Here is a 12,576-nt window from a genome sequence, read left to right on the forward strand (position 1 = left end):
TATAGCTAAAGCTACTCAGATCTGTCTGTATCATTTGATCTTCCTCCGAAGGATAGCACAGCTTCAACGCTTTTTGGCTATCCTTCGGTTTTCTTTAAGAAAAAGGAGATTTTATGTTTTCCCACTTAAGTTGACTTAACCCATATAAAGAAACATTTATAAATAAGCCAAGGTTCCTGAAAACATCCCGTAATACTATCTTTGATAGGAGGGTGCAATGCAAAAACAGGAGATAAAACGCATTCTGGAAAAGGTACGTAAGGAAGCTCCGAAGAAGAAGTTCACCCAGTCAATAGATTATATCGTCAGTTTTAAGGATCTTGACCTGAAAAAAACAGAGAACCAGGTAGAATTCTTTGTAGTCCTTAATCATGGAACAGGGAAGGAGAGCAGGATCTGCAGCCTGGTAGGCCCGGAGCTTATTGAGAATGCAAAAGTAAGTTCAGACACGGCAATTCTTGTTGACGACTTTGACAAGGTTGCCAAAGACAAAAAGTTGATTAAGGGGCTGGCAGACAAACATGCGTTCTTCATAGCACAGGCAGCCATTATGCCAAAAGTTGCCAGCGCCTTTGGCCGTGTGCTTGGCCCCAGGGGCAAAATGCCAAACCCGAAAGCTGGCTGCGTTGTTCCGCAGAACATAAATCTCAAGCCAGTTGTCGAGAAGCTAAAAAAGACAGTCAAAGTGAGCATCAAAAAGGGCCCGTTCTTTATGGCCAGGGTTGGGGCAGAATCCTCAAATGATGAGGAGATCGTAGACAATGTATTCACGCTTTACAATGCAATTCTGCACCACCTTCCAAAAGAGAAGCACAACATCAAATCCCAGTATCTCAAGACCACAATGGGCAAACCGGTTCATTTCGAAAGCCAAGACGCTGTGAAGCAGAATGAAAAAGATTCCTGAAGCAAAAAAGAAGGTAGTTGATGAGTTTGCTGAGGCATTAGCATCATCAAAGGTCATCGCCGTCGTGAATATGGAGAATCTGCCTGCTGCCCAGCTGCAGACCATGGCTAAGATTCTTCGGAAAGACGTGCAGATCAAGATGACCAAGAAGCGGCTCCTTAACCTAGCTCTTGAAAAGGCCGTTAAGACAAGGCAGGATCTCGGAAAAATCAAAGATTACTTTATCGGTATGCCGGCATTGATCTTCACATCGCAGGATCCGTTTAAGCTCTACAGGAAGACCCAGCAATCAAAAGCAAAGGCCCCTGCAAAACCTGGCCAGATCGCTCCGATGGATATCGAGATCAAGGCAGGCCCGACACCATTTGTTCCAGGACCCATAATCAGCGAGCTCGCCCAGCTTGGGCTTAAAACCAAGGTTGAAGAGGGAAAGATAACAATTGTGCAGGACAAGATCCTGGTAAAGCAAGGAGAGAAAATCAACGAAAAACAGGCATCCCTGCTCCAGCGCCTTGACATCAAGCCGATGGAGATAGGCCTGAACATTGTTGCTGCCTTTGAGGACGGCATGATCTACACCAAGGAGGTCATGGCCCTGGACGACAAGAAACTGATGGAAGATATAGCTGCTGCCTTCACAGAAACCTGCAACCTTATGGCAGAGATCTGCTATATAACAAGAGAAAATATCGAGATGTTCCTCGGAAAGGCAGCGGCAGAGGCAAGGGCCGTTGCATCTGAAGCAGGTATAATCACCAGCGAAACCATACCTGAACTTTTGGCAAAGGCAGAGGCAGAAGCAAAGGCAGTGAAAGACGAAGCTAAGCTAGCATAACAAAAAAGATTAAAAGGGGTTGGAAACCCCGGTAAAAAAGCGCACAATAACGGAGGTAAAAGAAATGGAATATGTCTATGCAAGCATGCTGCTTCATAAAGCAGGAAAAAAGATTGAGCCAGAGGCAGTCAAGAAAGTGCTTGAGGCCGCAGGCATCACGCCTGATGAGGCCAGGATCAAGGCACTTGTGGCAGCACTCGAAAACGTCAATATAGACGAAGCTGTAAAAAAGGCAGCAGTTGCGCCAGCAGCGCCTGCTCCAGCGGCAGCAGCCAAAGAGTCTCCAAAGAGCGAAAAAAAGAGCGCTGAAGAGGAGAAAAAATCAGAGGAAGCTGCTTCAGCAGGTCTTGGCGCGCTGTTCGGTTAAATGCACGAACTAGAGGCAAAAAAACAGATTGCAGCGCTCGGGAGAGAGGCTGCTGCATTGCGGCAGCAGCTCAACCAGAGCGCATCCCAAAAGAGGCAGATTCTTAGTGAATTGGATGCTCTTGAAGAGGAAATAGGCAGCAGTATTCTCGGAGCATCTGAAGCGAAGGCCAGGCGGGACGGGCGTACAAAGGAAGTCAAGGCTCAGAAAGATGCCAGAACTTTAGTTCAGGCAACCATGAAAGAAGTGATTGCAAGTCTTCGTTCAAGAGGAATGGGTAATCTCAAAAGGCTGCCAAGCCCGGAATCGATTGAGGCGCAGATTCAAAGGCTTGAAGAAGCCATCGAGACCGAAGCATTCCCATTTGAGAAAGAGCAAAGACTGACCAAGAGGATCAAGATGCTCAAGGCTCAGAAGCTGGAGGCAAAACAGGCATTTGAGGAGCTGCAAAAAGAGAGGGAGAAGAGGGCTGAGATGGCAAGATTGAGGGGAGAAAGCGAGAAAGCCCATGCAAATGTCCAGACTATGGCAGAGAAAAGCCAGATTGAGCATAACACCCTGATTGATTTTTTGCAGAAGGTTGATCAACTTAAGGAAAAAAAGAGGAGCAAACAGGCGATTCTTGACCAGAAGAGCAGAGAAATCAGATATCTCAGCTCGCAGCTGAAGGAAAAGCTTACGGAACTTGCCAAGCTGAGCGCAACAGTCCTAGGCTATGCGGATAAGAGGAAGCAGGCAGTAGAACAGCAGAAAGAGGAAAAGTTAAGGGGCATAAGGCAGAGAGCAGAGGAGAAACTGAGAACAAAAAAGAAGCTTACGACAGAAGATATCCTTGCTTTGCAGGCCTAAGATTTTTTCATCTCAACATAGCTGCAGGTGCCGCACACATAGCGGTTTGCATGCTTGCCAAGGAAGACTCCGGCTCCGCATTTTGGGCAAAAGCGGTTTTTTCTGGTAATCTTTCCTGCTGAAATCTCGTACAGTTTGTACTTCTGTGAAACCTTTTTTGCCATTAGCTTGCCTTCTCTTTGCTTGCCTTTTTGGGCTTCTCAAATCGCTTCAGGCTCTCGGCGCTTGAATAGACATACGCAGCAACTTTTGCAACCTGGGAACCGCAGCCAGATGTAATCCTCTTAAGAACAACATGCCCAGCCTTGAATTGCTCTGTGAGTTGCTTCAAAACCTCGTCTTTAGAGGGAGTTTTTCCTGTAAAGGGAAGCTCTGCAGAAACTTCAACGCGTGACAGGAGAGGCTTCTCGACTTTGGCAATGGTTGTAAGGCTCATTTTACCTTGATAGCATAATCCCCTTCATAGGTTATGCTCATCCGCTTTGCAATCTCTGAATGCTTCGGATCGATGATAGAGATTTTCCCCTGGAAGAGCGAGGTAAAGGCAGATCCATGGCATTGGGGACAGACAGCATCATCAACAAATAGCTTGCACTCTTTGCACACTTTCTTGCTCATTTTTTCCTTTTCTCAGGCTTTTTTTCTTTCTTGATTTCCTTCTTGATTTCCTTGGTATCCTTGATTTCCTTTTTGGAGTCTTCTTCCACCCACTCCAGCTTTCCAAGCCCAGGCTGCCTCATGGTCAATCCAAGCTTGGGGTTGTTGATGTCCTTGTAGGAAACTGCAATAATCCGTGCTCTGCAGGTATCCCCTACCCGAAGTATCCGCTTGGTTTCCTTTCCGGTAAGGACCTTCTCTTTGGAAAAACTGACGAAATCGTCCATTGTCTGGGAGATGTGAATCATACCTTCGATAGGCCCGAGATTCAGGAAAGCCCCAAAGTCTGCGATATCCCGAATCTTTCCAACAACAACCTCCTGCATCTCTGGTTTGAATGCCAGCAGCTCAAAGACCGTATCATAATAAGACGCGCCATCCCCAGGTATGATAATTCCTTCGCCAAGGGTTTTGATTCCCAAGACATCGATCACAATCCCGATGTCCCTGGAGATGAATGCGCTGTATTCCCTCCGGATAACCTTGATAATAGCATCCTGGGACTCCATCCCGAATAAGTTCGGAGGAACACGGACATGGTCATGAACAGTGCTTTTATAGAACATGCGCTTTGGAACAGTGGTTGATTTAAAAACCTTTTTGTTTTTTCACTGCAGCACAAGATGCTTCTTTGATCTCATTCTGATTATCCGAATCCCTTTCTTGCCAAGCTTTGAAATCAGCCCCTTATCCTGCGTCGCTACAATAGAATCTGAGTTCACTGCTTCAAGGATAGCTGCATCAACATATGCCTGATTTGTGTCGATAACCTCAACCTTCTTTGCCTCCAGCAGTTGCAGGGCCAATGCTGCAGCCCTGGCGTCTGCCCCTTTCTTTGCCGCAATCTTCCTCAGCTCCTCACGCGTTGATGAGAGCACTGTTAAAGTGTAGGGAAAAAGCGCTATTCGCCCGATTTCTGAAAAGATATCTACATGGAACTGTCCTGGTATGAGCAGGAAGTTTGTGTCGAGAATGATTCTCATGCTATGCATGAATAGCCGGCCCTTTTTATTTGTTTAGGATACTTAATAAAGACTATATTAATACTTAATATATAATAAAAATACTTGATTAATAATAATATTTCTTGTTTTTTAAACGATTTAATTGATAGCAATAGTAATTTTTATCTTAAAATAGGATATTATTCATTAATAAAGAATATAAAGATACTTATCTTACAGTAAAAATACTTAATTAAGATGTATAAAAATAGAAACATATTTAAAGACAATCGGATATGATACTGCCAAATGAGAACAAGGCGAATTGAAGACTCCCAGCCTATAGATCCGCTGCTGAAAAAGCTTCACGGAGTTCTTGAGGATAACAAGGTATCATTAGCCCAGATCATAGGAACTCTGCGCCGGGAGCACAGCCTTTCAGCTGCACAGATTCTGGATGTTCTTGCAGAGAAAAAGGCTGTTGCAGAGGTTTCTGAGGCGTATGTTCCTGTAGCTGTATTCTCCGGCAGATTAAGCTGCTTGGAAGCCATAGTCAAATATCTCAAGGAAAACAAAACGAGCACATTCCATGATATTGGCAAGCTGCTGAAACGCAACGAGCGCAGCCTCTGGAAGACCTACCAGAATGCAAAGAGGAAGATGCCGGAGCATTTGGCAGTTGAAGAGTCAGAGTTCTCCTTCCCGCTCCAGATTCTCCACGACACTTCAAGGGGTGTAGTCGAGGCAGTGGTTACATGGCTTCACGATTCTAAGGGCCTCACATACCACCAGATTGCTGTTTTGATGAAACGAGACGACAGGTCAGTATGGACTGCTTACAACCGGAGGAGAAGATGAAGCAGCAGAATCTGACGGTTGCTTCGATTTCCATACTCTTTGCTCTCATCATGGTTTCGCTCTTCTTTTTCAAAGAAGAGATAACAGGGATGGCATTTGTTGGGGAGTCAGCCTATACCGATAAGGTAAGCACCGTGCTGGAGGATGGCGGCTCCTTCAATTGGATCCCGTCAGTTTCAGGCAATATTACGTCTGTGAGGATTTCAGGATCCCTCATTGGAAATGGAAGCGCGAGGCTCTACTTGAATGCCGCCGGAATGAAGTATCTCCTCTACGACACCACAAATAAGTCTCTTCCTAGCCAGATTACCGGATTCATTGTGGCTGACAGCTCCGAAGGAGAGGAAAACCCAATTGGCGATGAGCCCTCAGAGAATGAAACTGATGAAGAGAATAACAATGAGGGCATATCAGAAGAAATAAGTGAATCTGGTGAAAATAATACGGTTGCGGCAAGTGAAGAAGGCGCCATTGAGAACGCAGCAATCGAGACGATTGAAGTCATCAATGCCACAAACGAAACATCCATCCTGAATGAGACTGCAGATGAGATAGATGCCGGTGCAGATGATACAACGATAAAAAAGATTGCAGCAAACCTTGCCTACAAATCCGGCACAGAGTTTGACCCAGATGATGATGGCGTTGTTCTGTCAGACCAGGTTGTTGATCTCACAGTTGAAGCTACAGAGTTCTCCTGGCCTGTGGATGAAGAAGTGCTCTGCGCGAGATGGGAGATAACGAATCTCGAGACAGGAACAAGCGACTTCATCTGCCAGGGCTCAGAAGCCTGCTGCAGCCTTGTTGGACTGGCTCCAATAAGCTCATCCTGGAAAGAGCCCCTGTATCTTTACAAATCGCTCTACAGCTCGGGTTCTTCCAATATGGTCAGTGCGCAGGTCGTTAGTGTGGAGCTGAATGAAACAGCCATACAGCTGGAGATTACCCAGTCAGAATTGGCATCTCTTCCGGTATCATTTGCTGATCTTACAAGCCAATTCAATGAGGTTTGCGAGGAGACCTGCTCTCTTCCTGGACTGCAGGGAGAGTTTTCAATCGAATTAGAAGCAGAAAATGCTCAAGTGTCAATTGCAAATATCACATATACAGTCAGGGAGCAGAATCAGGATCCGATATGCTCCGAGATTCCCAATCTCACCTTTTCCAGAAACTCCGAGTATACGCTGAATCTGGCAGAATACTGCTCTGATCCTGAGAGAGAATCGTTGGGCTACACTTCATCAGAAATAGAGAATATCAGTGTAACAATAACAAACGAAACGATGATTTTTGTTCCTGAGCTCGATTTCATTGGAAAGCGGTTTGGCTTCCTGAAGGTATCTGATGCAAGAAATCAGATCATCTCAAATGTCTTTGAGATAAGTGTAGTTGCCCAGAATGAGGGCATTGAGACAAAGAAGCCAAGCGTCGTTGTTGGCAAGCCTGTAAAATGGATAAAGATCATTAACCTCACCGAGCCAAGTAATGTAACGATACCCATCCATGCTGAGGCAACAAACATCACAGTAAAGAAGATTGAACAAGGCAGAGAAACAGCGCTCAACAGCAACATAAAGATTAGGGAAAACTCCAGAGTGAAGTCGCTTGCTGAATACGAGCTGGAGAAGAGCAGGCGCACGATAGAAGTGCGGGCTGAGGGTATGCCTCTAATAACAGGGGCAGTGATTGGGGTCGATCAGATTGCCCCGGCCAAAGAGGCCACTTCAGAGGTGGTGTATACCTTAACTCCAAACTGCTTCTTTAATCGCTTATCATTAGACCAGATAGGTGATTTTAATTTAAGCGCAAGCGCAAAATATTCAACATCATCGGGATCAGGGCATAGCGACGCAGCTTCTTTGAGAAATTCCTTGAATTCGGTTACTGGAATAAAAGTTACTTCCGTAGATAATAGTCTTTCTATAAGCCCAAATTCTCCAATATCGATTTTAGCCTTGGACATGACAACATGGCGGTATTTGGTGAGCTCCCTCAATGCGAACCTTGGAGAAGAAAGCTTGAGCCTTGGGTTAAAGAGCAGTGAACGGGTCAAAGAAAACTTCCTAAATGCGGAAAATAGGCAGTTACAGTCAACAACAAACTCCACTTACACCAGTCCTTGTTTCTTTAACTCTTCACTTCTCCCTTCCTTGGCCTTTCTGCCGAGCCGAATGCAGTCTTCCTCAGTCAATGTAGAATCCTTTAACCAGTCATCCATCTTCTTCAGCACCAAAGCCCTCTTAACCTTCTCTGACAAGAACCCCCTCGTTGCCTCTGACCAGTTGACTTCAGGCAACTTGTCCATCTGCTTCTTCAATGCATCAGGTATAGATAATGTTATGTTTGGCATAGTAGCTCCTCATGATTCTGTGTGTCCTGTGAAAGATGTGGAGATATATAAAGGTTTTGAAGAGCTGCAGAACCTCATAACAGGAGCTGCAGCTGGTGCAGGCATAATAAAAGAAAATCAGGGATCATATAATCTTGACCGTACATCGGCTGTTGTTAATGATTCAATTTTGCCAATCTTCTTAAATCTCTTTTCATATGACCAGAATGGGCAATTGAGTTTTAATGCCAGCGCAAGATACGGAGCATCTTTCTTATGCTCCCCTAGCAATGCCTCAGCCTTGGGCAATGATGAGATAAATTCCTCTGAGAGAACTGACTTTATTTTAATCTCAAGCAATGCCATCAGGAGGTCAAATTCCAGCCCAGAGAGTTTCGATTTGGATAATGCCTCGGCTTTATGCCGCCTGATTTCAGCGAACATCAGATCCGGTGAAACCAAGTCGAGTTTAGGAGAGAAGATGATATGCTCAAGCCTGCCAGCTATCAGGGAAGAAAGAACAATGTTGGCATCAACAACTAATAGCACTCACTTCAACTCCTCAAACTTCTTTTTGTACTTCTTGTATAGCCCTTCATTCACCTTTTTGCCCAATTCAAGTGCTCCGTTCTCTGAAAGCTTTGATTTGGCTACGATTGATTTAAACACTGCAAATTCGGCAGCTTTCTCGGATATTGCTTTCCTGGCTATTTCAGACCAGTTTATCTCCGGCAATGAATCCATTTCCTGCTTAAGATCCTCAGGTATTGCTAATGTTAATGTTGGCATGGGCATTCCTCCACTTGTGGTTAATACAAGTAATTATGTGTATTATGTAAAAGTATATAAATCTTTTGGCGATCCGGGAGAGCAAATGCTGTACCAGGACAAGCAGAGCGATGAGAACAAGGCATATGAAGCTTCCTCGCAAGGAACAGGCCTTATCACAGGAGCATCAATAATCACAGGCTTTGCAGCAGCAGAAACAGCGCAAGAAAACACCACAGAGCTGATCATCGAGGAAAATATAACACAGGCAGAGATTGAGTATTACACTGAAGGCCCAGCAGCAGAAGAGGTAAACATCTCAGACACCAAAAAGCTGATCACGATTTCCTCAGCCATCCACTATGAGGACATTCTTGCGTTTACTGAACTGCCGAGAGAGGTTTCCAGCAATGCGTTTTCATTATTTTGGCTCAACAATGGATCAAGAATAAAGGTTGAAACAACAAACTATGATACGAATAATAACAGCCTCATTGATTACATTGAGTGGGTCATCCCTTCCTTGTCAAATCAGACCTATGAGTTAAGCCTTGAAATTCTTACACTTCACTCTGTTGCAACTCTCGGAGAGAACTGGACAGTGTATTTCAACACTACAGGCAGTGGGAATTTAACCATTTCTTTAGTAACCAATGAGACTTATAACACAACCTGGGGGGAATGGCCTGTTGATAATGAAACCACTCCTGACCACCTTCGATTTATTGATTTAGTCGGAAGGAACAATAACGAAAGCTATCAATCAGTTGATCACAGCAAAGAACTCGATACTACAACAAATAAAATAATAAAAATAAAGAAAGAAGGATGGAACTACACTGAAGGAGTTCTTATCAATGAATGGCTGATTGAAGATTATCATGCCATACAATTCAACTTTAGCGGAATTATTGCGTATGCTTTGAATGCGCCTCCAACCCACACAGCTCCAGTCCTCAACTCAACAGACACTTCTACAAACAACACCAACCAGAATCTGACCTGTTACAACCAAACAACTGCAGGCGATGGGACTGTAAATGTCACCAATATATTTGCATGGTACAAGAATGGAGCACCGAATGTAAGCTTAAACATCCTAAACGGAACTGCCTTAGATAGGTATTTGGTTGCGTGGTGGCCATTTGACAATGACTACTACGATTACGCGCTTGCAAACAACGGAACAAGGAATGGGGATGTATTTATCAACAAGTCAGGCGGTTCTGTTCGGGGTGGTGGTGCAGCGCAATTTGATGGGACTGGGGACTCTGTTGCTATGACGAATGATGCGTCGGTTAAGATTACAGCGAATCTGAGTGTGGAGGCGTGGGTTCGGCCGTTTGCTGTTACGTCTCAGAGTACTGTGGTAGGGAAGCTTTCGTCTAGTGCTGGGGGCCTATCGTATCGGTTTATTGTTGAGTCAAGTCAAGCATCGTTTGAGGTAAGCGCGGATGGGAATGGTTTTGGTGGTGGTGGGGTTCCTGGAGGAACTATTAATGCTGGTTCTTGGTATCATTTAGTAGGAACGTATGCTCCAAGTTCAGCGGTTACGCTGTATGTGAATGGAGCACAGGCTGCATCGGATACGAGTTCTATTACTGCTTCAATTTATGATTCGGACTCGGCAGTGTATGTTGGGAGCAGAAGTGATGGCAGTAATCTGTTTAATGGGATTATCGATGACGTGCGCATCTATAGGCGTACTCTCACTGCGACTGAGGCATATCAGCACTACATTGCAGGCCTTGGCAACCATACGGAAGCTAAGGCAACAATGCTTAGTAATTTCACAACTAATGGAGACACGTGGACATGTGAAGTGACTCCTATCGATTACCTAAGTTTGGGCAGCCCATTGAATTCAAGCAATATAACCATACTAGCGAGCGTTCCTCCAACCCACACAGCTCCAGTCCTCAACTCAACAGACACTTCTACAAATAACACCAACCAGAACCTAACCTGTTACAATCAGAGCACTGCGGGAAGCAGCTTTAACATCACAAACACCTTCACCTGGTATAAGAACGGAGTTTTGAACGCTTCTTCTGGCATCATGAACGGAACTGGATTTGACATAGGCTTGGTTGCATGGTGGCCTCTGGATAATAATCCCTCTGATTATGTGAACGCAAGTGACGGTAATCTGACAGGAGGAGCAACAGTTCCAAGAGTCAACAGGACCTCCTACGCAATGGGAGGCGGCAGCTACAGCTTTGATGCGATTGATGATTATATCTACATCAACTACAGCAAGGCCTGGAACTTCACAGGAGACTTTGCCATTGAAGCCTGGGCGAAATCCTACAATGCAGACATCAGCAATGCATGGGGCTTTATCTCTGGCTGGAACTCATCAGGCGCTCATACATGGGCTCTCAATTGGTACTATGGCAGTGGGGCATATTTCTATTACTATAGTGATGCCCTGACTATCGGCAATTTTACAAATGTAGGAGGCTGGAATTATGTAGCAGTCTCCCGCATCAATGGAACATTAAAAGGTTACATGAATGCAAACGAAACAGTCACAAAGACATTTAATACACCTATTGGCGCAGCAAACCAGTTAATCATGGGAAGCTTCTATGCAGACGTAAACCCCTCCTACTTGCTGCGAGGAGAGCTTGACGAGATTAAGATTTACAGAGGCAGAGGCTTGACAGATGCTGAAATCTACCAGCATTATGTTGCAGGACTTGGCAACCATACAGAATCTTTGGCAACAATGGTGCACAATTTCACAACAGCAGGGGACACATGGACTTGCGAGGTTACTCCAGTTGACTATGTGAGCTTAGGAAGCCCGTTGAATTCAAGCAATATAACAATAATTATTCCCTTAAGCCAATCTGCGCCAATACTCAACTCAACAGACACTTCTACAAACAACACCAACCAGAATTTAACCTGCTTTAACCAGTCCACAAAATCTGGTTATGGATACAACGTTACAAACGTCTTCACTTGGTATAAGAACGGAGTGCTGAATGCAAGCCAGAGAATAATGAACGGAACTGCCTTAGACAACAACCTTGTTGTCTGGCTGCCGTTTGATAATGATTATTATGATTATGCAGGCCCAAATGATGGAAACGTGACTGGAACTCCACTTATCAATAGAAGCTCAGGTGGATTTAAGATTGGAGGCGGAGCAGCCCAGTTCAATGGAAGCGGTAATCTTGCTGCTGCTGATTTCCTGACATTAAACACAACAAGCACAGAAACATTCAATTCTTCAAATAGGACCATTATTGCGTGGTTCAGAAAAGCTAACGCTTACGCTCTCCTTAGTGACGCGATTGCTGGGAGAGGCGATTCGGGAAGCGGTTGGGATTTCCATCTGCAGGTGATTAGGTCGAATCTTGCAGATAACCGTGCAGACAAGATTGGATATACACAGTATAACTGCTCAGCAAGCGCAACACTCTTAAACTCTACTACGCGCATCCAGGACACGAATTGGCATCATGTTGCTGCGATTAGGTATAGCAATGATACACTAGCCCTATATCTGGATGGGGTATTTGAAAATTCTACAGTCAGTTTAGTGAAATATTGCAGCAACTCATCAAGCGATTTTAGAGTTGGATATCATAACACAGTTACAATGAACGGCTCCATAGACGAGTTCAAAGTCTACAACCGCTCTCTTACAGAAGCCGAGATTTACCAGGATTATATTACAGGCGTAGGCAATCATACAGATTCCTTGGCAACAATGCTGTCTAATTTCACAAAAACAGCCGATACATGGACTTGTGAAGTCACTCCTGTTGATTATGTTAACTTAGGAACTCCGCTGAATTCAAGCATTATAACAATCGGAGGCGGGGCCATTTACCCAAAATGGTCTGTCCAGAACGTTTCAGGAAACAACATTGCTTCTATTGACAACGCAGGCAACATGTTTATTGTAGGGACAAAGACAGAGAATATCAATGCAGGCTTCTCCACCTATAATAACACCTTTGTCATCATAAACTCCTCAGGAACCGCCTCAACAATCATCAACCAATCCGGCTTATATCTTGCAGACACCGTAGCAGAAAATATCGC

Annotated in this window: 11 protein-coding genes; 6 read left to right on the plus strand and 5 right to left on the minus strand. The window is 44.7% G+C overall.

Annotated features, from left to right (window positions below; genetic code table 11):
• Nucleotides 1-217: 217 nt before the first annotated feature.
• From VJB08_01780 to VJB08_01795, 4 genes are all read left to right on the plus strand, one after another.
• Nucleotides 218-907 (plus strand): 50S ribosomal protein L1, encoded by a 690-nt coding sequence (locus VJB08_01780; GenBank protein ID HLD42697.1) that lies wholly within the window; start codon nucleotides 218-220, stop codon nucleotides 905-907.
• Nucleotides 891-1,742 (plus strand): 50S ribosomal protein L10, encoded by an 852-nt coding sequence (rplJ, locus tag VJB08_01785; GenBank protein HLD42698.1) that lies wholly within the window; start codon nucleotides 891-893, stop codon nucleotides 1,740-1,742. The genes VJB08_01780 and rplJ overlap by 17 nt, the downstream gene beginning before the upstream one ends.
• A 64-nt stretch (nucleotides 1,743-1,806) precedes the next feature.
• Nucleotides 1,807-2,109 carry a 50S ribosomal protein P1 gene (gene rpl12p / locus VJB08_01790; GenBank protein HLD42699.1) on the plus strand — a complete coding sequence of 101 codons (303 nt, stop codon included), beginning with the start codon at nucleotides 1,807-1,809 and terminating at the stop codon, nucleotides 2,107-2,109.
• Nucleotides 2,110-2,958 (plus strand): hypothetical protein, encoded by an 849-nt coding sequence (locus VJB08_01795; GenBank protein ID HLD42700.1) that lies wholly within the window; start codon nucleotides 2,110-2,112, stop codon nucleotides 2,956-2,958.
• On the opposite strand, the gene VJB08_01800 is transcribed toward VJB08_01795, so the two are convergent.
• The 5 genes from VJB08_01800 to VJB08_01820 are packed head-to-tail and all read right to left on the minus strand — an operon-like array spanning nucleotide 2,955 to nucleotide 4,598.
• Nucleotides 2,955-3,122, minus strand: a complete 168-nt coding sequence (locus VJB08_01800) for a 30S ribosomal protein S27ae (GenBank protein ID HLD42701.1) — start codon at nucleotides 3,120-3,122, stop codon at nucleotides 2,955-2,957. The two genes, VJB08_01795 and VJB08_01800, sit on opposite strands and share 4 nt — an antisense overlap.
• A complete protein-coding gene (locus VJB08_01805; GenBank protein ID HLD42702.1) occupies nucleotides 3,122-3,394 on the minus strand; it encodes a hypothetical protein in 273 nt (90 codons plus the stop codon). Before VJB08_01805 ends, VJB08_01800 begins: the two co-directional genes overlap by 1 nt.
• Entirely contained in the window at nucleotides 3,391-3,576 is a 186-nt protein-coding gene (gene spt4, locus VJB08_01810) for a transcription elongation factor subunit Spt4 (GenBank protein HLD42703.1), read from the minus strand. Before spt4 ends, VJB08_01805 begins: the two co-directional genes overlap by 4 nt.
• Nucleotides 3,573-4,181 carry a DNA-directed RNA polymerase gene (locus VJB08_01815; GenBank protein ID HLD42704.1) on the minus strand — a complete coding sequence of 203 codons (609 nt, stop codon included), beginning with the start codon at nucleotides 4,179-4,181 and terminating at the stop codon, nucleotides 3,573-3,575. Before VJB08_01815 ends, spt4 begins: the two co-directional genes overlap by 4 nt.
• A 42-nt stretch (nucleotides 4,182-4,223) precedes the next feature.
• Nucleotides 4,224-4,598 carry a hypothetical protein gene (locus VJB08_01820; protein ID HLD42705.1) on the minus strand — a complete coding sequence of 125 codons (375 nt, stop codon included), beginning with the start codon at nucleotides 4,596-4,598 and terminating at the stop codon, nucleotides 4,224-4,226.
• A 270-nt stretch (nucleotides 4,599-4,868) separates the two neighbouring features.
• On the opposite strand from VJB08_01820, the gene VJB08_01825 reads away from it, so the two are divergent.
• Entirely contained in the window at nucleotides 4,869-5,417 is a 549-nt protein-coding gene (locus tag VJB08_01825; GenBank protein ID HLD42706.1) for a hypothetical protein, read from the plus strand.
• A partial coding sequence (locus VJB08_01830; protein HLD42707.1) for a LamG domain-containing protein occupies nucleotides 5,387-12,576 on the plus strand: 7,190 nt, incomplete at its 3' end. The genes VJB08_01825 and VJB08_01830, both read left to right, overlap by 31 nt.

Source organism: Candidatus Nanoarchaeia archaeon (genome assembly GCA_035290625.1).
GTDB lineage: Archaea > Nanobdellota > Nanobdellia > Woesearchaeales > DATDTY01 > DATDTY01.

Excerpts from the sequence above, each read along its gene's own strand:
- VJB08_01780 (HLD42697.1), top strand. The coding sequence starts at position 218 with ATGCAAAAACAGGAGATAAAACGCATTCTGGAAAAGGTACGTAAGGAA.
- rplJ (HLD42698.1), top strand. The coding sequence starts at position 891 with ATGAAAAAGATTCCTGAAGCAAAAAAGAAGGTAGTTGATGAGTTTGCT.
- rpl12p (HLD42699.1), top strand. The coding sequence starts at position 1,807 with ATGGAATATGTCTATGCAAGCATGCTGCTTCATAAAGCAGGAAAAAAG.
- VJB08_01795 (HLD42700.1), top strand. The coding sequence starts at position 2,110 with ATGCACGAACTAGAGGCAAAAAAACAGATTGCAGCGCTCGGGAGAGAG.
- VJB08_01800 (HLD42701.1), bottom strand. The coding sequence starts at position 3,122 with ATGGCAAAAAAGGTTTCACAGAAGTACAAACTGTACGAGATTTCAGCA.
- VJB08_01805 (HLD42702.1), bottom strand. The coding sequence starts at position 3,394 with ATGAGCCTTACAACCATTGCCAAAGTCGAGAAGCCTCTCCTGTCACGC.
- spt4 (HLD42703.1), bottom strand. The coding sequence starts at position 3,576 with ATGAGCAAGAAAGTGTGCAAAGAGTGCAAGCTATTTGTTGATGATGCT.
- VJB08_01815 (HLD42704.1), bottom strand. The coding sequence starts at position 4,181 with ATGTTCTATAAAAGCACTGTTCATGACCATGTCCGTGTTCCTCCGAAC.
- VJB08_01820 (HLD42705.1), bottom strand. The coding sequence starts at position 4,598 with ATGAGAATCATTCTCGACACAAACTTCCTGCTCATACCAGGACAGTTC.
- VJB08_01825 (HLD42706.1), top strand. The coding sequence starts at position 4,869 with ATGAGAACAAGGCGAATTGAAGACTCCCAGCCTATAGATCCGCTGCTG.